Source organism: Streptomyces sp. TLI_55, assembly GCF_900206255.1.
GTDB classification, from domain to species: domain Bacteria; phylum Actinomycetota; class Actinomycetes; order Streptomycetales; family Streptomycetaceae; genus Streptomyces; species Streptomyces aquilus.
Genome location: NZ_OAOJ01000002.1, coordinates 128,045 through 153,802 on the forward strand (window position 1 = coordinate 128,045; position 25,758 = coordinate 153,802).

19 protein-coding genes are annotated in these 25,758 nt (G+C 68.2%); 11 read left to right on the top strand and 8 right to left on the bottom strand.

From position 1 onward, the window contains the following. Window positions 1–185 precede the first annotated feature (185 nt). On the top strand, window positions 186–2,927 hold the full coding sequence (locus CRP56_RS43555) for a helix-turn-helix transcriptional regulator (protein WP_097275304.1): 2,742 nt from the start codon (window positions 186–188) through the stop codon (window positions 2,925–2,927). 34 nt (window positions 2,928–2,961) lie between these two features. Here CRP56_RS43555 and CRP56_RS43560 read toward each other — a convergent pair whose 3' ends face one another. Next, on the bottom strand, window positions 2,962–3,777 hold the full coding sequence (locus tag CRP56_RS43560; RefSeq protein WP_097275306.1) for an alpha/beta hydrolase: 816 nt from the start codon (window positions 3,775–3,777) through the stop codon (window positions 2,962–2,964). A gap of 418 nt (window positions 3,778–4,195) precedes the next feature. Between CRP56_RS43560 and CRP56_RS43565 the strand changes: the two genes are divergently transcribed. Further along, complete coding sequence (locus CRP56_RS43565; RefSeq protein WP_257042200.1) at window positions 4,196–4,624, top strand: SsgA family sporulation/cell division regulator; 429 nt, start codon at window positions 4,196–4,198, stop codon at window positions 4,622–4,624. Between the two features lie 35 nt (window positions 4,625–4,659). On the opposite strand, the gene CRP56_RS43570 is transcribed toward CRP56_RS43565, so the two are convergent. Then, on the bottom strand, window positions 4,660–5,715 hold the full coding sequence (locus tag CRP56_RS43570) for a M28 family peptidase (RefSeq protein WP_097275310.1): 1,056 nt from the start codon (window positions 5,713–5,715) through the stop codon (window positions 4,660–4,662). 487 nt (window positions 5,716–6,202) lie between these two features. On the opposite strand from CRP56_RS43570, the gene CRP56_RS43575 reads away from it, so the two are divergent. From CRP56_RS43575 to CRP56_RS43585, 3 genes are all read left to right on the top strand, one after another. Beyond that, complete coding sequence (locus CRP56_RS43575) at window positions 6,203–6,856, top strand: transglycosylase SLT domain-containing protein (RefSeq protein ID WP_097275313.1); 654 nt, start codon at window positions 6,203–6,205, stop codon at window positions 6,854–6,856. Between the two features lie 61 nt (window positions 6,857–6,917). After that, window positions 6,918–7,883, top strand: coding sequence for an RNA polymerase sigma factor (locus CRP56_RS43580; protein WP_097275315.1), 966 nt, complete (start codon window positions 6,918–6,920; stop codon window positions 7,881–7,883). A gap of 104 nt (window positions 7,884–7,987) precedes the next feature. Beyond that, the gene (locus CRP56_RS43585) at window positions 7,988–8,890 is read left to right on the top strand and encodes an alpha/beta fold hydrolase (RefSeq protein WP_097275316.1); all 903 of its coding nucleotides are present in this window, start codon (window positions 7,988–7,990) and stop codon (window positions 8,888–8,890) included. A gap of 149 nt (window positions 8,891–9,039) precedes the next feature. Here CRP56_RS43585 and CRP56_RS43590 read toward each other — a convergent pair whose 3' ends face one another. The 4 genes from CRP56_RS43590 to CRP56_RS43610 form a co-directional block, all read right to left on the bottom strand. Further along, window positions 9,040–9,420, bottom strand: coding sequence for a DUF6009 family protein (locus tag CRP56_RS43590; RefSeq protein ID WP_097275318.1), 381 nt, complete (start codon window positions 9,418–9,420; stop codon window positions 9,040–9,042). Window positions 9,421–9,622: 202 nt separating this feature from the next. Next, on the bottom strand, window positions 9,623–11,218 hold the full coding sequence (locus tag CRP56_RS43595; RefSeq protein ID WP_097275320.1) for a DNA primase family protein: 1,596 nt from the start codon (window positions 11,216–11,218) through the stop codon (window positions 9,623–9,625). Further along, window positions 11,215–12,315, bottom strand: coding sequence for a bifunctional DNA primase/polymerase (locus CRP56_RS43600; protein ID WP_097275322.1), 1,101 nt, complete (start codon window positions 12,313–12,315; stop codon window positions 11,215–11,217). The genes CRP56_RS43595 and CRP56_RS43600 overlap by 4 nt, the downstream gene beginning before the upstream one ends. A 1,512-nt stretch (window positions 12,316–13,827) precedes the next feature. Continuing rightward, window positions 13,828–14,253 (bottom strand): hypothetical protein, encoded by a 426-nt coding sequence (locus CRP56_RS43610; RefSeq protein WP_257042349.1) that lies wholly within the window; start codon window positions 14,251–14,253, stop codon window positions 13,828–13,830. Window positions 14,254–14,663: 410 nt separating this feature from the next. Here CRP56_RS43610 and CRP56_RS48815 point away from each other — a divergent pair, with 410 nt between their 5' ends. The 6 genes from CRP56_RS48815 to CRP56_RS43640 all read left to right on the top strand — a co-directional run bounded on the left by CRP56_RS48815 (window position 14,664) and on the right by CRP56_RS43640 (window position 20,689). Next, window positions 14,664–15,437, top strand: coding sequence for a hypothetical protein (locus tag CRP56_RS48815; RefSeq protein ID WP_257042205.1), 774 nt, complete (start codon window positions 14,664–14,666; stop codon window positions 15,435–15,437). A gap of 384 nt (window positions 15,438–15,821) precedes the next feature. Beyond that, the gene (locus CRP56_RS43620; RefSeq protein ID WP_097275324.1) at window positions 15,822–17,087 is read left to right on the top strand and encodes a ParA family protein; all 1,266 of its coding nucleotides are present in this window, start codon (window positions 15,822–15,824) and stop codon (window positions 17,085–17,087) included. Then, window positions 17,084–18,268 (top strand): ParB/RepB/Spo0J family partition protein, encoded by a 1,185-nt coding sequence (locus CRP56_RS43625; protein WP_097275325.1) that lies wholly within the window; start codon window positions 17,084–17,086, stop codon window positions 18,266–18,268. Before CRP56_RS43620 ends, CRP56_RS43625 begins: the two co-directional genes overlap by 4 nt. Before the next feature lie 730 nt (window positions 18,269–18,998). Further along, window positions 18,999–19,451, top strand: a complete 453-nt coding sequence (locus tag CRP56_RS43630; RefSeq protein WP_097275327.1) for a MarR family transcriptional regulator — start codon at window positions 18,999–19,001, stop codon at window positions 19,449–19,451. Next, a complete protein-coding gene (locus CRP56_RS43635) occupies window positions 19,448–19,759 on the top strand; it encodes a replication initiation protein, RepL2 (RefSeq protein ID WP_097275329.1) in 312 nt (103 codons plus the stop codon). The genes CRP56_RS43630 and CRP56_RS43635 overlap by 4 nt, the downstream gene beginning before the upstream one ends. Window positions 19,760–20,056: 297 nt before the next feature. After that, complete coding sequence (locus tag CRP56_RS43640; protein ID WP_097275331.1) at window positions 20,057–20,689, top strand: peptide deformylase; 633 nt, start codon at window positions 20,057–20,059, stop codon at window positions 20,687–20,689. Window positions 20,690–20,761: 72 nt separating this feature from the next. Here the strand turns inward: CRP56_RS43640 and CRP56_RS43645 are convergent, their stop codons facing one another. Both CRP56_RS43645 and CRP56_RS43650 read right to left on the bottom strand, forming a co-directional pair. Next, window positions 20,762–21,763 carry a helix-turn-helix transcriptional regulator gene (locus CRP56_RS43645; RefSeq protein WP_097275333.1) on the bottom strand — a complete coding sequence of 334 codons (1,002 nt, stop codon included), beginning with the start codon at window positions 21,761–21,763 and terminating at the stop codon, window positions 20,762–20,764. Between the two features lie 125 nt (window positions 21,764–21,888). Next, on the bottom strand, window positions 21,889–25,638 hold the full coding sequence (locus tag CRP56_RS43650; protein WP_097275335.1) for a S8 family serine peptidase: 3,750 nt from the start codon (window positions 25,636–25,638) through the stop codon (window positions 21,889–21,891). Between the last annotated feature and the right edge of the window lie 120 nt (window positions 25,639–25,758).

Consider the following 25,758-nt stretch of genomic DNA (forward strand, 5'->3'; position numbering starts at 1 on the left):
AGTGAAGTGCGAGCACACACCTGCTTCGAGTCCGGGTCAAGACACCTGCCACCACGGCAGGGAGGGACAGCAACGTACCCTCACAAATGCTTTGGCGTGATCCATGCGCCTGGACGCGACAGCACGCGGACCGGGCTGGTTCATCGGGAAGGGAGTGGGGGACGGTGGAGTCAGCAGTCGGGACAATGGTCGGACGGGACAGCGAGCGGGAGGTGTTGTCCGCGTTCGTGGCGGCCCCCGGAGGCCGGGCACTCGTGCTGCGAGGTGACTCGGGTGTGGGCAAGAGCGCGCTGCTGGGCCATGTGTCGCAGTTCGCAGCGGCCGAGCAGCACCGGGTGATCCGGGCGGCCGGGGTGGAGGCCGAGTCGGAGCTGCCCTTTGCCGGTCTGCACCAGGTCCTGTATCCCCTGCTGTCCTCCATCGACCGGCTGGACGAGATCCACCGCAAGGTCTTCGACGTCGTCTTCGGCCGGAGCGAGGGCACTCCCCCGTCGGTCATGACCCTCGGCATCGCCGTCCTCGACCTGCTTTCCCTGGCGGCCTCGCAGCATCCGCTGCTGCTGGTGATCGACGACGGCCACTGGCTGGACCCGTCCAGCACCGAGGTGATCGGTTTCGTGGGACGCCGCCTCACTGGCAGCTCGGTGAAGCTCGTCGTCGTCCTGCGGGCCGGAGTGCCCTCGGGCTTCGACACCGCCGCGCTCCCGGAGCTGACAGTGGCGACGCTGTCGCAGAAGGCCTCCGAGGAGATGCTGGACATCCACCACCCCGATCTCGCCGACCATGTCCGCCGGCTGGTTCTGGAGGAGGCGCAGGGCAACCCGCTGGCCCTGCTGGAACTGCCTCCGTACGTGCGCGGCGACCGGGCGGGGCACACGGATCACGAGTCCTTCGGATACACCGGCATTCCCCTGCCGCAACGTCTGCAACAGGTGTACGGCGCCCGCGTCAGGGCCCTGAGCGCCGACGTCCGCGCGGAGTTGCTGCGCGGCGCCTTGGACGGCGTAGGGGCAGGTACGGCGGCCGGCCAGGCGCGAGGCGGGCGGTACCGTATGGCCGATGCCGACGAGGCCACCGATTGCGGGTTGGTGGAGGTCGATCCGCTGAGCGGCGAGTTCGTCTTCCGGCATCCTCTGGTGCGTTCGTCGGTCGTCCAGACGGCGACCCCGAACGAGCGGCGCGCGGCACATGCCGTACTCGCCGACGTGCACCGTAACGACGTCGAGCGACGGGCCACCCACCTGGCGGCCTCGACCATCGACCCGGACGAGAAGGTCGCCGCCGCTCTGGAAGCGGCCGCCGAATCCGCGACCCGACGAGGCGGCGCGGTCGCAGCCGTGGCCTGGCTGACCCGCGCCGCCGAGCTGAGCGAGAGCCGCGAGGAGCGGTCCCGCAGACTGGGCAGTGCCGCGTATGTCGCCGGCCACTCGGGCCGCCTGGACCAGGCACGGCAGCTGGTCCGCGAGGGTACCGACGCGGGCACCGACGGCTCCCCGGACTCGGTGGTGGCCTCGGGCTATGTCGCCTTTTTCGAGGACGGGGACATCCGGTCCTCCCAGCACCAGGTGTTCGCGGCGATCGAGAGCATCCGCGACAGCGGGGCCAACGGGCCGGACGAGGTTCTCACCCGCCTGATCGACCTGCTGTTGGCCATCAGCCAGTACGGCAGTGACGAGGCGTGGTGGCAGCGGGTCCACGAACTGCTGGACAGCCTGGGCGACGCGGTACCCGCGAACTCCCGCATCTACCAGGACGCGTGGGGCGACGTGGTCCTGCGCGGCGCGGGAGTGCACGAACGGGTGGAGCGGGCCTTCGCCGACCGGCACGCCCTGCGGCCTTGGGACGTCACGCGGCTGTGCGTCGCCGCCTATCACGTGGACGCGCTCAGCCAGTACCGGCCGTATCTGCAGCGCACGGTGGACCGCGAGATCGAGACGGGCGCCCTGGCCGACGCCATGACCATGCTGCATCTGATCATGCTGGACCAGATCGCGGTGGGTGACTGGGACGAGGCCGAGCGGACCGGGCAGCGGTGCCTGGAGCTGACGACCACCCACAAGCACGCGCTGTTCATCCACCACGCGCACGCCTATCTGGGGTTGCTGGCGGCGTTGCGCGGTCAGATAGAACTCGCCCGCGAACTCCAGGCCACCGTCGACGCCTGGGCCCGCCCCCGCGGTGTCGGCTTCCTCACCCAGATCACCGACGCCATCGGCACCACCGCGGCCCTCGCCGAAGGCGACTACGAAGCCGCCTACCTCCACGCCATCGGCATCACGGCCCCCGGCACCTTCCACCCCTACGCCCACCAGGCCCCCCGTACCCTCCTCGACCTCGTCGAGGCAGCCCTCCACACCGGCCGCACCCAGCAGGCTCACGAGCACGCCCAAGCCGCGCAGCACGCGGGGCTCCCCCGCATCTCCCCCCGTCTGGCCCTGACCACCTACGGCGCCCTCGCCATGACCACCCCCGACCCCGCCGAGGCCGACCACTACTACCGCCAGGCCCAGACCCACCCCCAAGCCCACCTCTTCCCCTACGAGCTCGCCCGCATTCACCTCGCTCACGGCATCCGCCAACGCCACACCCACGGCCCCAAAATCGCCCGGCATTCGCTCACCCTCGCCGCCCAGACCTTCCAACGCCTCGGTGCGGCAACCTGGGCCGAGCGCGCCCAAGCCGAACTGCGCGTCTCCGGCCTCGCCACCCGCGCCACCACCCCACTCGCCGAGCTCACGTGGCAGGAGCGTCGCATCGCCAACCTCGCCGCGAGCGGTCTGACCAACAAGGAGATCGGCGAACGCATGCATCTGTCTCCACGGACGGTCAGCTCACACCTGTACCGGGTCTTCCCCAAGCTCGGCATCACCTCCCGCGCGGCCCTGCGCGACGCCCTGGGCAAGTTTCCCGACGACCAGAACGTGTGAGTGATTCCCCGTTCGGGCTCCCCGTGGGCAGTGCTCATAAGCGGTGGGCCCGCAGACCGTGTTCGTCGAGCCAGCCGAGCACGTAGTCCGCGACGAACCTCCATCCGTTGTCGATGACCAGAGAGTGCGCCCGGTCCGCGAACTGCTTGAGATCGGTCACGGCCAGGGAGTCTCCGTACTGCTTGTAGGTCGCGCGCGTGGCGGCGTCGGGTGCCAGCAGGTCCTCCTGTCCCGAGATCAGCAGCAGCGGTCCGCGGTCGGCGTTGTCGACGTCCGCCAGGACACGTGGACCTGGCGCCGAGCCCGCGTACCCGAGGTCGGCGAGCAGCCTTCGGGGCGTCGGCACCACATAGCGCTCGAAGAGCCGGGCCGACTCCTGCGCGCTGATCCTGTTCGCGAAGAAGTGGTGGAACTGCTCCGGGGACAGCGACACCGAAGAGTCGTGCACCGAGGGATCGCCGCCGTCGGTCTGGCCGGGCAGCCACAGTCCGGACGGGGGGGCGGGAGGCGCGATGTCGTTGACCGGTATGGGCGCGATCGCCACCGCGGCCTGACCGAAGTTGGCGCCGATGAGGTGCTGGGCGATCAGGCCGCCGACCGAGTGACCGATGATCACCGGTGCGACATCGAACGAGTCTACGATTTTCGCGTAGTGGTCGGTCAGCAGGTCCAGGCCGACGTCGGCGAGCCGCTCGGAGGACTTCCACATCGCCTCCACGGTGAGCGGCTCCCCCGGCCATCCCGGCGCGAAAGAGACAAAGCCCCGGCTCGCGAAACGCTCCGCCCAGGACTCCCAGGAGAGCGCGTGCAGCCACGCGCCATGGATGAAGACCACGGGGGTACGGTTCACGGCTGTTTCCTCCGAGCCAGACAATCACCCGGCACCGGCACACGGGCGACCGTTTCAGCATCGTTCAGGCGCAGGTCAGGGGGCGACAGTCGAATGACTTAATGTTCATGGCCCGCGACGGCTGCCGGGCCCCGGCAGCCCGGGGCGAGACGCGCTGGACTGGCCGTCGCGCACCCCCGGGCGGGTCGGGCCAAGCCTCGATCACACCGGCATGAAGCGGACACCGGTCCGTCTGAAGAGCCGACTGCGGACGGCGCGCCACGCCGTTCGCCGCCGAGGTAAGTGAAGCCGGCCGGTCATGTTACTTATGTACGTCGCTTCCGCGGCCGCAAGAGTGGATGAGGCCAGCTTCCGCCACAGAGAGGGATCACTCGCCATGAGCGGCAACCCATCAGATCGACAGGTACGCCGAACCACAGTGGACGGTCACCACGAGCTGATCCTGGACATCGAGCGGGTACTGGACCTCTCCACCCGGCAGGCCGTGCGGGCCGAATTCCGCTTCGACCCGGAGACCCCCTGGCTCGTGTCCGTGGAGCTGGCCATCCACGACGGTCCGCGCGTCCTGTGGCGGATCGGCCGTGATCTCCTCCAGCAGGGCCTCCACTCGATGAGTGGCCTCGACTCCGTCCAGGTCTGGCCGTCACAGTCCGCGGGGCGGGCCACCGCACGGCTACAGCTGGTCTCCCAGGACATGGCGGCCCTGTTCGAGCTGCCCTCGCTGCCGCTGGCCGAGTGGCTGGCGTACACGTACGAGCTGGTGCCCGCCGGCGACGAGCTCAGCGAGATCGACTGGGACGCCGCGTCGGCGGATCTGCTGCGCAAGCCACAGGCTCACTGCGACTGATCGCGTTCAGCGCCGCCGTCCGGAGCCTGTGGTGCTCAGTCCCGCCGTCCCGGGCACGTCTGCGGCTCGGGCCATGAGATGGCGGTCAGGGCGGTGGCCTCGGTGACGCTGGTCAGGCGGTCGTAGTCGAGGGTCCTCGGCGCGTCCGTCGACCGGTGGTAGTGCGGATTGCGGAAGTTCGCGGTGTCCGTGAGCATCAGCGCGGGAACCCCACGGTTCCAGAATGGCGCGTGGTCACTGCGTCCCAGGTGGTTGGCGGGTGGTACCGCGAGCCCGATGAGCAGGCCGAGCGGGCCGTCGGGCCGGGGGTCGCGCAACAGCAGGGCCGGGAGCGACGGGGAAGCCGCCGCGGCGGCCCGCTGCCATGTCCGCGCTGCCGCGGTCGAGGAGCGCCGGTGCACCACGAGGGTGAAGTCACCTCGGTGTCCGCCCGCACGCACCGCGGTGGACGCCTCGGGGAAAACGCGCTCGAAGCCGACGGGCAGTTTCTGGGTGCCGGGACCGTCCGCGAAATACCCTACGGACTCCAGACAGATCATCCCCCGCACGCCATCGTCCCGGCACAGTTCGCGGGCTGCCTGACGGGCGCCGATCAGCCCGAGTTCCTCCATGTCGAACACGGCCAGCACGACGCGGGCGGGCACCGGCGCCTTGGCCAGCAGGCGGGCCGTCTCCAGGAGGACTGCCACGCCGGAGGCGTTGTCGTCGGCGCCGGGGCTGCCGCTGACACTGTCCAGGTGGGCGCCGATCACCACGGCAGGGCCGTTGCCCGAACCGGGCAGTGAGGCAATGAGGTTCGCTCCGCGCAGACGCCGGTGGAGGCGTGGTTTGAGGGCGAGCGCGCGATGGCCGTGCCGGTCGGTCGAGCCGAGCTGCCAGCGCACATCGAACGGCCGCCGCTCCACCAGCCAGCCCGCGGAGGTCAATTGCTCATCGACGTACTGTTCGGCGCGCTCCATGGCCCGAGGCGCGCGCAGCCGACTGCGGGGTTCGGCGGCGAGGAACTCCACATGCCGGCGCAGCCTGGCGGTGTCCGGGAGTGCTTGCGCGAACGGTGCTGAACCAGGCTTCGGCGTGCGGTCGTTCGGCATCCAGTGCTCCGGTCTGTGGTGGCTATAGGGGACAAACAGGGGGAGAACCAGCGGGGGAGGTCGATTGTCTCGTCCCTCTATGAACCTGCCGCGCCCTCAACCTCGTTGCCCCAGAGAAGACTCCTGCGCCAGGGATGTTCATTGGCTGGCCCGGGCGCAGGACGGGGCGGTCGTCCTCATGCTCTTCCCCGACATGAGGGCGACCGCTCCACCCAACAGATCACACCCTTCCGCGCCATAGTGCCGACAGGTGGGACCTCCTCCTACACGTGTCGCCTCGACCGAAAGGTTCAGCCCTCTGAGCCGTCGACCGAGACCGTGTGTGAGTATTCACACCTTCCAAGACATTTACATGACACTCCCTGAAACGACAGAGTGTTTCAATTCCCGCTTTGAGTAGCCCAGTTGAACATCACAGCCGCGGGACTCGTCCGGGCACGCCCCGAAAGGAACACACGTGAGCGTCAGGTCGTTACGGGGATTCGCAGTGGCCTCTGCCACCGCGGTCACCGCTGTCGGAAGCGTCGTAGGCGTTGCCTCGGGCAGCACCGCGCAGACGAACGACGCCGAGGCGACAGCAGCCGAGACGACGCTCCTCGCGGACATACCCGCGGGCCAGCAGGCCCAGGTGCAGACCGCGTCGCTGACGCAACAGGCCCATGTCCAGGCCGTCCAGGCGGACGCGAGCGCCAAGAAGGACGCCGAGGAATCGGCCCGCAAGGCTGCTGCCAAGTCGGCGATCGAGAAGAAGGAAGCCGCCGAGAAGGCGGCGAAGGAAGCCAAGGAGCGCGCCGAGGCCAAGACGGCGGCCTCTCGGTCCGCGTCCAGCTTCCCCGTGCAGAGCTCCTACTCGGTCGCGCAGATCCAGGCGATGGCGGCCCAGCTGGTGCCGAGCGGCCAGTTCCAGTGCTTCAGCAACATCGTGGACCACGAGTCCAGCTGGAACTACCGGGCTGTCAACGCCTCCTCCGGCGCCTACGGTCTCTTCCAGGCGCTGCCGGGTTCCAAGATGTCGTCGGTCGGCGCCGACTGGCAGACCAACCCGGCCACCCAGATCAAGTGGGGCCTCAACTACATGAACAGCGTGTACGGCAGCCCGTGCCAGGCGTGGACGTTCTGGCAGGCCAACCACTGGTACTGAGCCCGGTCCCCCGCACTGCGGTTATGGTCGAAGACACATGTCGCGGCCGGGAGGACAAGGTATGAACGGGGCACCCGGAGACACCGGCCCGATGCAGGACGCGGCGCTGACCCGGGCGGCGCAGTCGGGCGACGTATCAGCGCTGGCCCTGCTGCTGGAGCGGCACCGACCCGGCATGCGCGCGGTGGCGCTCAGTCTGCTGGGGCCGGGCCCGGACGTGGACGACGTCATGCAGGAAGCGGCGCTGGTGGCCCTGCGCCGGATCGTGGACATCCGCGACCCGGAATCCGTGGGGCCCTGGCTGCGCATGGTCGTCCGCAACTGCTGCCGCACGCTGCTGCGCGCCGCCCAGCGGGTCGAACCCATGGAGGCGGTCCCCCTGGCTGCCTCCGGAGCCACACCCGAACAGGTCCTGCAGACCCATGCGCTGCGGGACTGGGTCTGGGAGGCCGTCGAGGCGCTGACGCCGACACTGAGGCTCCCCCTCGTCCTGCGGTACTTCTCCACCTCCGTCACCACCTACCAGCAGATCGCCGAGGCCTGCGCGGTTCCGGTGAGCACGGTGCGCAGCCGGCTGAACCAGGCGCGCGGCGCCCTCGCCCAGGCCCTCACCGCCACCGCGGCCTCGGCACACGACGACATGTCCCGTCGTACCGAAGCCAGTTGGCAGGAGGCCCGCGAGACGCTCGCGGCCGCCGAACGCGGTGAGTTCGGCAAGGTGGTCAAAGACCGGTACTCCCCCGAGGTCGCACTGCTGGCCGGAGGCCGGCGGCTCGGCGGTACCGGCCTCTTGCTGGCCGGGATGGACCAAGACCTCTCGGCCGGCGTACGCCAGCGCCCCCTGCACGTGGTGGCCGGACGGTCGCTGGTCGTCTGGGAGATGGAGCTGCTCAGCCCGCCCGACGACCCGGACCACTGCCCGCCCGGAGTCGCCTGGATCATGTCGCTCGACGGCGGCCGCTTCGACAGGGTCTCGCTCTACCACGCAGCCCGCCCGGAGCCGACGGCCACGCCTGGCGTGGCCTGAGCCGCAAGGCTCAGTGATCCACATCACAACGCGACGATAGAACTTCTCTGATTCGAGAGCGTCTTGTCGGTGTCATTGCCCCTTGCGGAGCTACGGAGACCCCGATGAACACATCCACCACCCACACCGACCCGCTCTCCCCCGGCACCCACTCCTACCGGGCCGGCGGCATCGTCCAGCGCTATCACGTCCACGGCAGCGGCCCGGTGTGTGTGGCGCACTCCGGCGGACCCGGCATCTTCTACGAGTACCTGCGCATGCCCGCCCTCGAGGAGCACCTCACGATGGTCTACGTCGAACCCGTGGGCACGTCCGAGGACAGCCGCCTGCCCTCGCACCCGCACGGCTACACCCGCGAGCGCTACAGCCGCTTCCTCCAGGTGCTGATCAACCGCCTCGGCGTGGCCAAAGTGCACCTGCTGGGCCATTCCCACGGCGCCTTCGTGGCCGCCTATCACGCTCTGCACCGCCCCGAACAGGTCGCAGGCGTGGTCCTGTACGAGGGTGCCCCCGTCACCGGTCCCGAGCACGGCGCGGAGGCGGGCCGCATGGTGGAGGCGTTCGTCGCCAAGCACGCAGGCCATCCCGGACTGCCCGACATCCTGGCCGCGTTCGAGGCCATGGCCACCATCTCCAGCGACGAGCAGACCCTGGCGGTCGCACGGGGTGTGCTGCCCTCCTACTTCGCCGACTACTGGGCCAACGAGGAGCGGCTGGCACCCTTCCGGGATGCGGTCCGGGCCGCCTACATCTCCGGCCTGGACGAGGACCTCGTCCCCGAGGTCATCGACGACCGCGCCGCCCTCAAGGGGCTGGAACCGCCGGCGCTGGTGATCGTGGGCCGTCACGATGTGATCTGCGGCCCCCGCTGGGGGTACGAACTGGACGAGTTGATCCCCGACGCGCAGTTGCTGGTGCTGGAGAACAGCGGGCACATGGGGCACGTCGAGGAGCCCGAGGTGTTCGCGGAAGCGGTCCGTGCCTTCGTCCTGCGGACCAGGGCGTAAACAGCAAGCAGGTCATGTGCGTCGACCTGGGCCTGGGTCGGCGCATGTGAACCCGCGCCGAGCGCGCGTCCGTCGTAGTAGTGGAGGATTGTCGGCACGCCTCAGCAGACTGTGCGGTGCTTTTGTCCGGAGCCCGATAGCAGGCAGGGTCAGGGCGCGGACGCCACGGCCACCGAGCCCGACTGGGAGCGGGGCGTCTTGGCCCCCGGCTTCTTCGGCTCGATCGTGCGCGGATCGACGGCTTCGCCCGGAGCGCCCTCGCGGTAGAGACCGTCGGGGAGGCTGTCCCGGTCGTGCGGCAGCAGGAAGAACACCCGGCGCTTGTACAGACCGCTGTCGGGGTCCGGTGAGGCATCCTCGTCCAGCAGCGCGTAGCCCACCATGCGGCCGTCGCGCGCGTACGGCGGCTTGGTGTTGCGCCGCCTGGTCTTGTCCAGCGCCTGACGGACGTAGTCGAGCCGTTCGAGGTTCTCCAGCCACACCACCTCGGCCTCGTGGATGAGGTCGCTCTCGGTCAACAGCGAACTCATGGCTGCAGCCCCTCCTTCGTCGGCATGCTCCCCGGCCATGGGGGCATGTCCGGGCATCTGTCCGTATCGCTCCGGCCCGCTCGCCGCCACGTGGCGGGCCGCTTTGTGGGGGCCACCGCGTACGGGGCCTGACTACCATCGTAGAGCGCACAGCGAGACCGTTGTAGGGCACCTGGTGGAGACAGCTGCCCCGCCCCAGCCGTCATGACTGCTCCAGCAGTCCGATGCCCGGGTAGTACTTCCGGCCATTCGACTTGATCATGTCGGTCGGCGAGGTCACACCCACCTCCTGACGGACGCGGTTGGCGAACGCCCTGGGAGTCGCGGGCCGGATTCCCTCACCCGCGTTGCACCAGGAGCTGTACTCCGCGTAGAGCAGGCCCTGTTCCACGCGCAGGTCCTTCCCCGGTTCCCCGTCACGCGTGCAGCATTCGGCGAGGAAGCGGCCGATGTGGTCCTCGGTGGTGGCGTAGGCCGTGGTGGCGATACGCACCCGGTCGGGGCCCTCCAACGGGTCCCTGGTCCGCAGATACCGCTGGGCGCCCTCGATCAGCCAGTGCAGGATCCCCGGCCCCTCGTCCCGTACGAGCTCGAAGGCAAGGTTGTCGATCCTGCGATGCGCCGGGACGGTCCGGGTGAAGGGCAGCAGCCGGATACGCCGCCAGAAGGCGAAGCCGCCGGTGGAGACCTCCGGCCGATGGTTGCCCAGCAGCCACAGGTGGTGGGTGGGCGTGAACGAGAAGTAGTCCTGCCGCATCCGACGGGCCTTGATCTTGTCGCCGCCCGTCAGCAGCCGGACCCGGGCCTCGTCGAACTTGTCGTTGGGCTTCAGCTCACTGCACACCACCAGGCGGCGTCCGTGCAGTTCGGTCAGCTCCGTGGAGTGCTCCGAGAAGGCACCCCGGTCCATCAGGAAGCCAGGCGGGGCCGCGTCCGCGTAGTCGCCCAGGATCTGGATCATGATGTCGAGCAGGACGGACTTGCCGTTCTTGCCCTCACCGTGCAGGAACGGCAGCACCTGGGCGCCGACGTCGCCCGTGATGGAGTACCCCAGCAGCAGGTGCAGGAAGTCGATCATCTCCCGGCCCTCGTCGTCGTCCCCGAAGGTGTCGGCGAGGAAGCGGTGCCAGCGGGGCGTCTCCATGTCCTGCGGGGCGACGCTGGTGGCGCGGGAGTGGAAGTCACGGGTGGGGTCGGGCTTGCGCAGAGTCCCGTTGTGCAGGTCCACCACCCCGACGGGCGTGCACAGGGCGTACGGGTCCCCGTCGAGGGTGTCGGGGTCGACCGAGATGTCCGGGGACGCCTTGGCCTGCGTCAGGAGCGCCTTCAGCCCGGTGGTGGACAGTGTGCGCCGCTTGTGGTGGGCGAGTTCACGGTCACTGAAGATCCCGCGGGGGTCGGTGAGCGCCATGTCCTCGGCCATCTCCCCCGCGGCCCACAGCGCGGCCTTCTCCCCTCCCCCGCGCTTCCACCGGTAGCCGTCCCACGCGAACCAACCCAGGCCCTCCACATGCCGGAACTGGTCACGGTGCAGCTGCACGAAGAGCCGGGCGTTGCCCCGGTCGGACAGGGAGGGCGGCAGCGCGGCGGAGACCGCAGCGCCAGGAAGGGCCTGGGCCGCCGGAACAGCCAGTTGAGTCACCGGAACAGCCATGGCACCTCCGGTGAAGCCCTGGGCGGGCAAACGGGCGGAACCGGCGACCAGGTCCGCCGACAGTTCCGCCGACTGGAGGTCGAGCATCTGCTGAGCGGCGGCCTGCGGATCAAAACGCGGCGAGCCATCGGCACTGCTGCTCATGGACGTCCTTTGAGGTGAAGAGGGCGGACGGACCCTACGGCAAGGGCGTCGTCAACGATCTTTTCATTCCGGGACTGCTGCCAAGGGCGGGCATAGTGAGCGACACGGACAAGTCGGTCCCTGATTACGTCGTGCTCAAGGTGACCGGCTCCGACCAGACCGCCGGCTGTGTAGGCAGCCCTGTTGAGTTTCTCCGTGAAACCGGTCCCCTGCGGAGCGGCGGCACACTCCGCGACCACAGCGATCAGTGGGTCGATGACCTGATGGGCAGCGCCCGGACGCCGTCCCCCGCGAGCCGCCGGAATGTTCACTGGACTGGGCCCGGCCGCCGCCTCGGCACGCGGCTGGTCCTCGATGACATGTCCCGTACGCCGCAGCTCCTCGCGCAGCCACTCCGGCAGCAGCGCCGGGCGCCGCACGGTCCCTTCCGCGCGGTAGACACCCTGAGGCGTACGTGTGCCTGGGGCCACGATGTAGCCACCTTCGGCCCGTACGTCGACCTGCCAGGCAAGTGCCGTGTTCCGACCGGAACCGGTCGAACACCGATAACGGATGGATGTATCGGGATTCCGGTACCAGACATGAAGCCCCCCAGAAGGCGTGCGTACCCGCAAAGTCCCTTCGTCCTGCGCGGGATCGGTCTGCCCGCGATAGGCCGCCAGCAGGGCCAAGGTGTCGAAGCCGGAGGCCAGGCCGCCGAGCTCGACCTGCTCGGGGATGGTGATACCTGGCAGCAGGTGTGCCCGGTCGGCGACAGACACCTGGTGGGCGTCGATGTCGATGACGACAAGCCCGGCCGGACCACAGGCGACACCCACGCCCGCGGCAGGGGTCACTTCCCACCACCGCTCCAGCAGGGCGGCATCGGTGGTCGCCGCGTGGAAGCCGTGACAAGGACGTCCGGCGGGGAGGCAGGGGCACGAGGCCGGCTCATGCCTGGTCGTTGAACAGGCAGAACAGTTCCCCACGGGGGTCTTCCGACCTGGAGACAGCGGATGCACCGGCCATCCTTGCGCGGCACACCAGCGCGCGACCGTTCGCGGGGACGCAGGCGCGGCGCCGACGGCACTCTGTCGGTTCTCACCTTCGCGCGGCACAGGAATCGTCCTCGTCACTTCTGTTTTTTGCCCGATCCTTCACACACCTGACGGGGCCGATACCTCGACAGGGACCGAAGGGACTCTGATGCGAAAAGAGTGTAAGGCCCACGTTCGCAAAAAGTCGGCTGTCCAACCCGCGTGCCGTTCTATCAGGTTCATGGGTCCCTTGGGTCCCTTCAACCTTCGGTCCCTTCACACCCTAGGGGCTGAAGGGACCGACGAGCAGGAGGCGTGTCGCGTACTGCGGCTGCTCGGGGACCGGCGAGGGACGGAAAGGGTCCAGGGACCAAAGGGCAGGGTCTGTAAATCTGCCGAGGGACTGACCAGACCCTCGGCATCGCCGCAGGTCAGAGCGCTTCACCCCGCCAAGATAGGGACTGTAGGGACTGAATCTCGCCATTATGAGCTGTAGTTGATATGTGGGTTCGTATGCGCGCGCGTGTACGAATACATCTCTTGTCTACGTCATAATTGCGGAGTTGAGTCCCTACAGTCCCTCCCACGAGGGTCAAAAACCCTCTGACCTGCACAAACAGCAGGGACGAAAGCCCAGGGACCGAAAGGGTCCGAGTCCCTCCCAGTCCCGCTTGGACCCTGTTCAGCCCCTCTTCAGGGCTCAGCTGGTGGCTGATCGGGTGGAGGAGTGAACCTGGCGGGTCCCTGCTTCCGTTGTCCAAGTGGGAGGGGTGCGCAGCTTGGTACCGGGTGCAGGGTCAACCACTCCCCCACGGTCCCTGCCCCGTCAGGCCTCTTCGGGCTTGCGCGCCATAAGGCAGGCGTGCGGTCTCTTCCCCCGGCCACTGGGTTTCTGTCCAGCCGCGCGGTGACAACCAGAGCCGAGGTCGTCACTGGTCCCATCCCAGAGGTCTGCACGAGTTCGACAAACCCCGCCAGCATCCCGCGGGACAGTGGGTCCAACGCGGCGGGACGCGGGAGACGTTCGAGATAGTCGGCCGTGCACTACTCCCCCACCCGTAGAGCTATTACGCCGTAATAGCCACACCGCTTGGTCGGATCAGCCGATCGTCCGCTGTACTGCCGATGCCAACTGACTCCAGTCACTTGGATCAAACAGTGACTGTCCCGAACACGGTCAGGTTCGCCACGATGAACTGGATCAGGTGTCCAGCCCGGTTCCGGTTGCTCTTCTCAGCGTGATCACCTCAGACTGCCCGCCGGCGCGGCCCCAGCGTGTGGCGGGAGCTGACCCAGTCGAACCCGTCGAGCATCATTGCCAGACAGGTCGCCCCGAGCCGCTGGCCGTTGTCTGCCGCGAACAACTCAGAAGTGCCTTGTCCAGCATCCCGGCGTTTGGTGGATCGGCGTCCATCCGGCGGGATCGTCGATGATGCAACTGAGGTCCGTCGTCGGGAGCTTGTCCAGCCGGTCCGACAACACCAAAGCCTTTGTCGCTCGTGAGCCTGCTCGTGATCTGGCCCTCGCTCATGCGCCCCCCAGCGTCGGTGGTGAGCGTGCTGCCCACAGCTGAGCGGTCGATAAGCACGAGTTTCATCTGTCTGGTTCAGGGCATCGCTGTATGTCGTTCACCCATGTCCAGATCTCTGCGGCACTTCGGCGGACAGCCTTTTCGGAGTCTCGGGTCAGTTCCGCGCAGGCCGTTGTGATGTCAGGAACACCGTCTGTTCCCAGGAGCGCGTCACGTACTCCGGTCTGTAGCCAGTCAGCCTGGTTGTCGTCAGCCTCGGCGACCGCCAGTGCGATGAGCCTGATGGCGGCCACAGTCCCTACCCGGGTCAGGGCGGTTGCTGTCTGTCGAGTGACCGCCGTGTCCTCGGTGTCCAGCAGAAGCCCCACCAGTACTTCCGCCGCCTCAGGAACCTCAGCGAAGGAAGCAAGGTCACGCCCGGCGCGCAGACGGCGCGTCCAGGAGGGAGCCGAGCCCTCAGCGAGGGCCGCCTCCAACTCACTCATCATCTCTGGCACGACCAGACAGTCTCACGCCCCAGGAAGAGGAATCGCTCCCGACGGCAGTGTTGCTGTTGCTGCTCGGGTGAAGCTATTACGGCGTAATAGGGGGCTCCCTCTGCTGCTCGGACCTTGGCGCGGCGGTGAGGTCTCGTCGTCAGTTCCAGCGGCCAGCCCCGTCCCAGGGCAGTGAGGGTGAAGGCGGGAGCGGCTGTCTTCCGTTGGTTCCGCCTCCAGAGCTATTACGGCGTAATAGGTCGGCATCCCCGGCTCCCCCAGCTGAAGTTGCTTCACATTCTGTGAATCAGGGTCTGTTGGACCAGGATGCCGGCATGACGAAACGCTCACGGAGTTCGGCCCGGCCCACGAAACCGCTGCTCAGGGCGCCGATGCGGATCGGGTCACTTGATGCTTCGGCAGTGGTCGGCGAGCTGCGGCAGATGCATGAGGACGCTGAAGATCCGGACGTGGAGCGGATGCCTGCGGATGAGGAGTTGTTCGGGGCGCTGCTCTACGCGGAGAAGCATGCCCAGGCATTGCGGAGGCAGCCAGTAGAGGTGCAGCGCGCGGCCGCGGTGAAGCGGGTGCAGTTGTGGGAGTACCTGCGCGAGCAGACCGAGGTTCATCAGGCGCGTGCCGTGGATGATGCGCGGAGCGTGGGGGTGCAGTGGATCGAGCTGGCGCCCGCCTTGGCAGTGGGTGCCGCGAACGCTGCGTACAACAAGGCGAAGCGGCTGAAGGCTGTTGAGTTGAGGGACGAGACTCCCGGGCCGGGCAACCAAGTCCGTCATGTGCGCCGGACTCCCGAGGCAGTTCTTGAGGCGGAGCGTCGGCTTGCCTGGGAGCAGGCCGACGAGCGCCGGGCTCAGGAGGCAGCGCAACGGCGGCATGAGCTCTTGGTGCCGGTGGCCACTCGGCTGCTGGAACATCGTGAGGCGTTGGTACGGGATGACGATGCCGATTACTGGCTGGAGGAGATCGAGGCGGTGCTGCCGCACTGCCAGACCCCGCTACAGATGGTCAGTCTGAAGCGGTATCTCGAAGCTGCACTGCGAGCCCTGACCAAGTTGGAGAAGACCACGGCTCGCTCGGTCGCGCTCGACGAGGATGCTCGACTCGCCCTGGACGCGGCACTGAAGCTCCAGCACGGTCGGGCAGAGAGGGAGGACGACGGCTCCTCGAACATCGCTTGAGCTATTACGCCGTAATAGGTCGAGGCGAGATGGGGAGCTGCGGGCCGTTGGCAGCCCTCAGGGGGAGACTCTCCCTCTGAGGCGTGCCCACGTTTGTGTGGTCGCCCCTTCGATCAGAGCTGCTTGGGGGCTCAGACCTATTACGCCGTAATAGGTCTGAGCCCCCAACAGACCCGGAGCGGGACCGGGTGAGGAGAGGTCCGAGGGGCTTGGGGGTTGTGGGGGAGGGGAGGGGCGAGGAGTCTGGGTGGGCTCGGCGCGGCTTGTGAACCCGGGCGAGCTATTACGCCGTAATAGGGGTGCCGGGGCGTGTCAGGATCACCAAGTCATCATAACTAACGTGTCGGTGCGGCGGATGATCTACGACGTTAGTAAGGTAGCGCCATGAGTATGCCAGCCACCTCAAGCGACCGAGCCAAGGTCGTCTCCAAGCTGCCGGGATGGCTCCGGCAGAACCTCAAAGTCAGAACCGCCCAGCTCGGTATCGAGATCCAGACCGCTGTCGAGCAGGGCATCGCCGCCTGGTGTGACCTTGCCTCAGCCACGGCTTCGGTCGACACCGCCGGGGCCGAGTCCTTCTCCACCTTTCTGCCGCCCGGGCAGTGGGAGCAGTTCCGGAGCATCGCCGAGGACCGGCGGGTCTCCCTGATTCAGGGGCTCGCCCAGTCCGTTCAGCTCTGGCTCGACACGAACCCCGCGCCCGATGTGCAGCGTCCGGACATCACCCGTCGCATCGTCGTTTGCAACCAGAAAGGCGGCGTGGGGAAGACCGCCATCACGGCGGGAGTGGGGGAGGCCCTCGCGGAGGATCCCAACCGGCTTTTCCCCGTACGCGTCGCCAAGGCGCTGGCGACCGCCCTGCGGGCAGGCGAGTCCGAGGGTGAAGCGAGCGTCACCGACACCGACCCGCTCGACATCGAGAAGCTTCCCGGAGCCGGACTCCGCGTCCTCCTGGTGGACTTCGACCCCCAGTGCCACCTCACCAACCAACTGGGCGCAGCCCCCCTGGCCATGAACGGTGACAGCCTCACCAACCACATGGCCGGCGATCCCAAGGGTGAGCTGAAGGACCTGATCGTCTCCGTCGACGAGGACCACTTCGGCGGACGGCTCCATCTCCTGCCCGCCTGCCACGACGCCTTCCTGCTCGACGTCCGTCTCTCCGCGGTCCGCGCTCGCGAGGCGGCTCTGGAACGAGCCCTTCTCCCGCTGGAAGCCGATTACGACGTCATCATCGTCGACTGCCCGCCCAGCCTCGGCCTCAGCATGGACGCGGCCGCCTACTACGGACGCCGGCGCGACGGTGAAGGACCGGGCCAGTCCGGAGCGCTCATCGTCGTCCAGGCCGAGGACAGTTCCGCCGACGCCTACGACCTGCTCACCAACCAGATAGAGGATCTCCGCAACGACCTCGCCCTCGACATTGACTACTTGGGCATCGTCGTCAACCTCTACGACGGCCGACGTGGCTACATCGCCACCTCCTCGCTCCAGGGATGGATCGACATAAAGGATCCGCGAGTCGTCGGCCTCGTCAACGACCTCAAGGAACAGAAGGAAGCCGTTCGTATGAAGCAGCCTCTCCTGAGCTATGCGCCTGCCTCGCAGCAGGCCGTGGCCATGCGTGCGCTGGCCCGGGAGATCTCATGAGCAAGGCTGACCAGTTGGGCGCCGGCCGCTTCGGGGGAGCGGCCCGGCCCGTGAGCGCCCGCCGAGCCGCCATCGGGGCAGCGACCGGGGTGCCGACAGAAGGGGTGGCTCCACCGTCTCGGCTGCCCGTCACTCGGATCAGCCCCAACCCCGAGAACCCTCGGACCACGCTCGGTGATCTGAGCGAACTCACCAACAGCCTCAAGGAACACGGGCAGAAGCAGGCCATCACGGTCATGAACCGTGATGCCTACATCAAGGCCAACCCGGCGCGCGCCAGCGACCTCGAGCCTGACACCACCCATGTCGTCGTGGACGGCAGCAGCCGCCTGGCCGCCGCTCGCGAGGCGGGCCTCACGCACCTCAACGTCATGGTCGACGACGAGCAGGGTGAGGACGGGGACGCCATCCTGGAGTCGGCGCTCGTCGCCAACATCCATCGCAACGACCTCGATCCGCTGGATGAGGCACGGGCTCTGCAGCGTCTGCTCTCCATTCATGGTTCACAGGTCAAGCTCGCCAAGCGGTTGCACAAGTCGCAGGGATGGGTCTCCCAGCGGCTGGCACTGCTCAATCTGAGCCCGGAACTCCAGGCAGTGGTGGGGGAGGAGCCGGTCGAACTCCTGCGGTCCGTCGCCAAGGAATCTCACGACCGGCAGGAAGCCGTCCTCCAGGAGCTCAAGGCCGAACGCGCCCGCAAGGATGCGGAGCGTCGGGCCCCGCAGGCGTCCACAGTGCCCACGATGCCTGCGGTTCCCCCTGTCGTCGAGCCAGCTGAGGAAGCCGCTCCCGAGGCTGCTGCTTCCGTGCCGTCTCAGGCCGTTGACGGTCGGGAGGTGTCCGAGGACCCTTCGAGCCGCCAGTCGGCCAAGGTCGTTGAGCCTTCTCGCCCTGCTCCCGCCAGGGCAACGCCGGTAGCGGAGGAGGTGGTTGACCTTTCGGCGCAGGAAGCACCTGCCGCTCAGCAGACGGAGACGGTGCCCGATCCTCGACCCGCCGAGAGCCTCTCCAGTGAAGCGGACCCGGCTAAGGCCGAGTTGGGGACTGCTCGTCGACTTCCTTACGACGACGGTGCGTTCATCGCCATGCACCTCATCCAGAAGATGAGCGACACCGAGTTCGACAAGATGCTGGACATCCTCAACGAGCATCAGAGCCAGCGGGTTGGATCCAAGACCTGAGCTCATTTCCGTTTCAGCATGCCTGTGGCCGGCACGAGAACCCTCTCGTGCTGGCCACAGGCGCTTTCACTATTACGGCGTAATAGCCTCCGACCGACTTCGGCTCTGCGCGCTCGCCTACAGCTCCGGGTCCGCCGTCCTCACCGAGTTGTTCGCCTTTCGGCCCGTCGGCCACTGACCCTGAGTGGAGGGTCACATGCCAATGGGCGTGGTTGAGCCTTGATGGGGTTGATCGAGGCACACGCGCGCCTGAGTGATCGCGTGCCGGTACGCCGTGGCGGGCTTTCTGTGGTGCGGGATTGTGGGGGAGGGCGCGTTATCGAGCGGGCGTAGAGCAGTGGGGCGCGGACGCACGGGAGTGGAGGGCAGGGAGCGGAGGATTGGGGGAGTGGGGTCGGGAGAGCCGAGTATGGCGCTGTTTCACACGGTAAGAGAGCGACATCTCCAATAGCCCCCTGACCTGCGAAAACAGGGGTGAGGACCACGATCGTAGGACTGGGTACCACGTTCCCAGGAACGCCCTAGATTGACGTCACGTTCATTTCTCGGCCCGGCACTCTGCCCTTCGCTCTGCCCTTGCTGAAAGGGCCGCAGATGTCCTCAGGGACAAGCGACACGGCCGACAAGCGGAGTTAATTGACTTCCTGCTCATGTACGTTAAGTTCATCAGAACGGTCTGAAGGCGGTCCCCAAGGAACAGTGCGGCAATGACCCATGCACGGAGGGCCTGTTGGGAGCAGCACGCAGACTGGTCGATGCCGACACAGGCGAGCCGGTCCCCTATGCGCCGTACGCCTTTTCCGGCAGGCACACTCAAGTGGACAAAGCCAGGGTCGAGGCCATCACTGAGTCGAGGGCTTTCACGCCCAGCGAGAAGTTCCTGGTTCTGTGGTGGATCGGGGTATCCCCTGAGGGGATGGAGCCGCTGAGAGCCACGGGAGCCGACATCGCCAAGAGGGTGGGGATGTCGACGGACGCGGTAGGGAAGATCAACCGGAAGCTGACGAAGCACCGCGTCCTGGTGGTGCGTGGGCGTATCGGGAACTACAACCTGTACCGCATCAGTCCTTACATCGCTTTCCATGGAACAGGCTTGGAGCAGCGGGAAGCCGTGAAAGCATGTAATCCACCAGATATCCCAGGCTTCAACGAGAACACCCCAGCACGGTGGGAGGCAAAGTGACCAGTGACGACAAGCAGCAGAACCTCAGGCTGCTGGAGGCCACGGCCGGCATGACGGCCAACCAGCGTCTCGTCGTCATGCTGTACGCCTTGCACCCGACTGATCGTTCAGGTGCTGTGCTGGAGACTGCGGCTCAGCTCGCCCAGCTGGTCGGTATGGCGCCGCCCGTCTTCTCCAGGACGCGGAAGCAGGTCATCGCACTCGGCTGGCTCGAGGAGACCGAGAAGATCGGGCACATCAAGTACTACCGGATCACCCCCGGCCGACTGGGTGAGCGGGTCGTCGTTCCGCTCCGGCGGGCCACCTGACACGACCTGGGAATCGTGCCTCATGTACGTCACGTCAATGAGGGGCGATCTGCAGGACGTCTTGAGTGTCGTTCGAGCAATGACGCCGTCTCGCGCGTGAATGGGGTAAGTACACGCAATCGGGGCACCGTTCGAACAGTTCGATTCTTCGCTCAGAACGATTCTCCCGAAGAGGCCTCTGTGGCCGTCCGCGCGTTTTCCGCCTCGGCAGAGCTCCAGATGACCTTTTCGGTGTGACCTGCGCCACTCCCTGGGGGGTTGTGTGAACCCGCCTGGCTCCGCGTTCGGTTACCAGGCATGGGAGGCAATGAACTCACCGACCGGGCGGCTCAGCTCATCGAGAAGCCGGGGCCGCTGACTATCGTTCAGGCCGGAGACCCGGTACTCCGACAGCAGACCGCTTCCTACGACGGTCAGCTCGATGACGGCATGCTTCAGCAGTTGATCGCCAAGATGCGCGAGACGATGGAGCAGATTCACGGGGCGGTCGGACTGGCCGCACCTCAGGTCGGACTACCGCTGCGGCTCGCGGTGTTGGCGACCCCCGCCGGGCTCTCCGGGCGCTTGATCGAGCGCGGCCAGCAGCCCGTTCCGTTCACCGTGCTCATCAACTCCTCGTACGAGGGGGTAGGTCGGGCCCGGGCGGCGAGCTTTGAAGGGTGTCTGAGTGTGTCTGGCTGGCAGGCCGTCGTGGCGCGGCCCGACCGGATCCGAGTGACGCGCGAAGACGAGACAGGGCGGCGTCTCGTGGAGGAGTACGAGGGACTGGGCGCACGGATCGTGCAGCATGAGACCGATCATCTCGACGGGGTGCTGTATCTGGATCACGCCGAGGTGCGCTCGCTGTCGACGACGGAGCAGGCGGTGATGCGATGGGGGGCCACCGGGCTGGCGGACGCGGCCAAGGAGCTTGGCTTCTCGTTGCCGTAACTGGCTTGCGTGGTAGGGGAGTTGAGTCCCTTCTGGGGAAAGTTGTGTCCCTTCTGGGGAAGCAGAAGTCGCCTACAGCCAGCCGCGGCGGGCTGCCTGCCAGGCCAGTTGCATGCGGGTTCCGGCCCCGGCGCGTTCCATCAGGCTCTGGATGCGGCGCTGGACGGTTCTTCGGCTGAGGCCCAACTGGGAGGCGATCGCCTTGTCGGCGACCCCCGCGACCAGCAGGGACAGCAGTTTGCCGTCGGCGGGGGAGAGGTCGGGGTGGGGGGTGCCGGCGTCCGTGGCCAGGGTGTCGCCCGACTCCGAGAGGTGCAGGGGGACGGCGTTCTCCCAATAGCTCTCGAACAGTGCGACCAAGGCGTCGAGCAGACTGCTGTCCCTGACCAGCGCGGTCGTCGGCTGCCCGGGGCTGCCCTGGGGGCCGCCCGGCACCAGGGGAAAGATGCCGACGGAACGGTCGGCGATGGCCAGACGGAGCGGCAGCCAAGGGACAGAGCGGGCCATCTCACCGGCCCGCACCCCCGCGACGACGTTGTCGACGGCTCCCTCGTCGTCGAAGAAGGCCTTCTCGTACAGCACCCGGTAGCGGACGCCCCGGGCGAGGGCCTCGAACTCCTCCGTGTTGCTGCCGGAGGGCATGGCCACGTACTGGGCGCGGCAGAACCAGAGCATCTCCTCACGGGCGTTGACCTGGATCTGTCTCAGGCGCTGGCGCAGGGCCTCCGCTCCGGTGATGACCTCCAGCAACTGCCCCGCGTCGTGGCGGCGTGCGGTCTCGCGGTAGGTCTCCAGCAGCCGGTCCGCCTCTGCGCGTGCCGTGTCCAGGGCGTCGGCGGTGTGTTTGATACGGGGGAGGAGAGCCACGTCCGGTGGGACGGGCCGGAACATCCTAGGTGTGCCGTCCGTAGGGCTTGCCAATCCCTGGAGGACCAGGGAATCGAGCACACGTGTGCAATCGTCGTTGCTCACACCTATGCGCCGGGAGATGTCTTCGGCGGTCGCTCCGCCCGAGGTCACCAGAAGGCGGTAGACGGTCTCCTGTTCGGGTGGGACTCCCGCGGCTTCCAGCATCCCCCAGGCCCTTCCCATTTGTTGTGGGGTAAACAATCCGAGACTTCCGAGGACTGTACTCCAGGGCCACGAAACGGCAGAGGCGAGAAGTCTGTACGACCTCTCGCCCCCGGGGGATGTGCTGGTCAGCGGCGTTCGGACCAGGCGCGGTGGACCGTCTGGCTCACGGAGTTGCCCGTGGCGTCCCGGGCCGTGACGCGCAGGGTCACGAAGGCGGAGTCGTGCCGGTGGGGCAGCGTGGCCCGGAAGGTGCCGTGGCCGTGGTCGCGGACGTCCGTCGGCTGCCAGGTGCGGCCGTCGTTGTAGGAGACCTCCACCCGCACCTTGGGAGCGCGCGGTGCGGGGGCGCCGTCCTGGGCGCGGACGGCGACGTTCACTCCGTAGGAACCGGCGCGGGTGACGGTGTTGTGGGCGTCGACCGGTACGGCGTAGTCGAGTTGGAGGAGGGGGAGGGCGGTGGGCTGGTCGGCGGGGCCGGAGCGGAACGACCAGGTCGTCTTGGTCGCGGTGGCGTGGTCCCAGTCGGGGGAGGTGCGTGAAGTGCTCAGCTCCAGGCGGTAGTTGGCGGCGGCAGAGGGCACCTCGATGTCGGTCCATGCGGAGTCGAGGTCGGCGAGCCTGGTGCCGTCGCGGTAGAGGGCCGCGGTCACCGTGTCGCCGGCTGCCTGGGTGCGGCTGGTGCCGATGCCGCCGCCGTCGGCCAGGGCACGGGACCAGTGACCGGCCTGGGAGTCGGTGAACTCCGGTATGCGCAGGCGCAGTACGTTGCCCTGCCGGACGGTCGGGTCGGTGGTGTGCGCGGGGATGGACGGGCGGACGACGGCGCCCTGCCAGGTCTCCTGCGACCGGGTACCGGACTTGTAGGTGCGCGGGGTGTCGCGCAGGCCGAGGGTGAGCGGTACGTCGGGGTCGTAGGTCGTGGTGTGGTGGACCAGGTGCTGCCAGACCGTGTCACCGGCGCTGACGTACTCGGTGCGGGTGAAGCCGGTCGGGGCGTAGCGGCCGTACTGGAGCCAGGCCGTCTGCTGGTAGGGGCGGCGGGCGAAGCGCTGTTCGGAGGACCAGCCGGTGCCGCCGTTGTCGGCGTACGTGGTGCGGACGATGGCGCTGTTGTGGGCGGAGACGGTGTGGATGACCTGCTGGGGGATCTGGCCCTTCGACACCTGCATCACGTCGTAGAGGTAGGGGCTGCGGGCCGTGCCGTGGAAGGTGACCTCGGTGGTGTGGTGGGGGAGTCGCTTGAGGATGTCGGCACCGGTGGTGGCGCCGACGCGGACGACCGGCAGGGGGGAGCGGTCGCCGTTCGGGCTCCAGCGGGTCCAGGGGTTGTCGTCGAAGTGGACTAGCAGGACGCCCTTGGCGCCCGCCGCCGCGAGCTGCTTCAGGGCCTCGCCGGTGCCGGTGCCCTGTGCGTCGGTGAGGACCGCTAGTCGGCCGCGCACGCCACGGAGTACGGGTGCGGCGGCGTCACCCGCGTCGACGGCCCGCAGGGTGGTGCCGTGGTCGGCGAAGAGGGGGGAGTCCGGCATGTAGTAGGCGTTGAGCGGGCCGGGCAGGCCCGTGGCCCGCGCCTGGAGGAGCGGGGCGACGAGTTGCCAGCGAGAGGCGAACTCGAAGGTGCCGGTGCGGACTTGGGGGGTGGGGCTGACGTAGAGCCGCTTGGCGATGTCGAAGAACATGGTGCCCTGGAGCAGGGCGTGGCCGTCGAGTTCGCGGTAGGTCTGGTAGCTGAGGATGCCGCGCTGTTCGGCGGGTTGCGGGGTGCGGATCTGGATGGGGACCGTCTTGCGGGCGTCCACGGTGACGGTGGTGTCCTTGGTGACCTTCACCTCCGGCAGGACGACCTCGCGCAGTTCCTGGCCGTCCTTGGCGGTGCCCATGAAGGTGTTGTTGACCTGGTAGGTGCCTTCTTCGACCTCGACGATGCCGTGTTCGGGGTCGGTGTAGGTCACGAAGCCGCCCGGGCCCCAGATGAGCGGCTGTGCGGGGACGCGGTCGCCGTGCTCGTCGTATGTCCGCACCGTCAGCCGGTGTGTGGGGCCGTGCACGATCAGGCTCAGGGTGGTGTGGACGGCTGGGCTGCCGGTGCCGGTCGGGGTGCCGGTGACGTAGCCGTAGTAGGTGCCCTGGCCGGTCTTGGCGGGGTCGATGGTGAGGGGGACGGTGGCGGTCGCGTGGGCGGGGACGCGCACGGAGTCCGCGAGGCGGACGGCGGTCGTCGGGGCTGGGCGGCCGGCGCTGTCGGTGAGGCGGGGGGTCAGGTCGAGGGTGACGGCCTGGTCGGAGGTGTTGGTGTACGTCAGGTCCAGCGTGCGGGCCGGGTCGGTGAGTTGGAAGGGGCCCGGGGTGAGGCCGGCGGTCGCCGTGAGGGTGCCGAGGGCCGCCGCGGCGGCGTCGATACGGCCGCCGCCCTGTTCCGTGACCTGCTGGCCGGTGCTGGTGCGGGCTGTGCTGACCAGGGCGTCCTTCAGCTGGTGGCCGGTCCAGTCGGGGTGGCGCTGGGCCACCAGGGCGGCGGCGCCCGCGACATGGGGGGTGGCCATGGAGGTGCCCGAGTAGCCCACGTAGTACTGGTCGACCACGTCGCCGCCGGTGGTGCCGGTGGCGCGGGCCGCGACGATGCCGACGCCGGGTGCGGTGACGTCCGGCTTGACCGCGCCGTCGCCGGTGCGGGGGCCGCGGCTGGAGAAGGGGGCCAGCTTGTCGTCGCGGTCGACGGCTCCCACCGTCAGCGCCGCGTCGGCCGCGCCGGGTGAGCCGACGGTGGACGTGCCGTCCGTGCCGCTGTTGCCCGCGGCGACCACGAAGAGGGTGGAGCTGGTGCGGGAGAGCTCGTCGACGGCCTGGCTCATCGCGTCGGTGCCGTCACTCGGCTCCTGCGAACCCAGGCTCATGTTGACGACCTTGGCGCCCTGTGCGACGGCCCATTCCATACCGGCGATGATCTGGGACTCCGAACCGCTGCCGTCGTCGCCCAGCACCTTGCCGACGAGGAGCTGCGCGCCGGGGGCCACGCCCTTGCGGGTGCCGCCGGAGGCCGCGCCGCTGCCGCCGACGATGGAGGCGACGTGGGTGCCGTGGCCGAAGGGGTCGTCGGTGGTCGGGCTGCTGGAGAAGTTGGCCGTCTCGGTGACGCGTCCGGCGAGGTCGGGGTGGGTCTGGTCGACGCCGGTGTCGAGGATCGCGACCTTCACGCCCTCGCCGTGGGCGCCCGTCTGCCAGACGGTCGGGGCGCCGATCTGGGCGGTGCTGCGGTCCAGTACGGCATTGACCCGGCCGTCGAGCCAGACGCGGGGGACAGCCGCGGCCTTCGCTGCCGTGGTGTCGGGGGTCAGTTGGTTCCAGAAGCGGGTCAGGTCGTCCTGTGCGACGTGCAGTGAGCGGGCGTGGATGCTCGGCAACTCCCGTGCGGGCGCCCCCTGTTCGGCGAACGGGGTGAGCCTGTCGGCGGTGCGGGCGGCCGTCGGGCCGGTGGTGCCGATGATCAGCGGCAGTGCGTCGGTGTGGGCGTCGTCGTAGCCCTGGGCGAGGAGGGCGGTGACGTCGAACAGGGTCTCGTCCAGGCGGCCGCCGGCCACCAGGGGAGAGGCGTCGGAGGGGAGGACGGTCAGGCGTCCGTCCTGTTCGAAGGTGTGGAAGACGATGCCGTCGCGTCCGGGGCCGGGGTGTACCGAAGCCGTCTGTCGACCGTCCGCTCCCTTGGTCACGGTCACGCGGTCGCCGGTGATCAGGCGGACGGTCGCCGTATCGGAGGCCGCCTGGGGCGCGTCCTCGGTGCGCGGCGGGCCCGTCGGGACGGCGAAGGTCGGGGTGACCGCCGCGGCGGCCAGGGCGACGCCTGCGGTGAACGCCGCCAACAAGCGGGTGTGTCTCATCGGTTCTGTGCCTCTCCCGGCGCGCTGTGTGCTGTTCATCTGCGCGTCAGAATCCGTCGGCCGTGCGGCGGGTGTCACTCGATGCCGGTGGCACACCTGGGACATGTCACAAGGGCGACA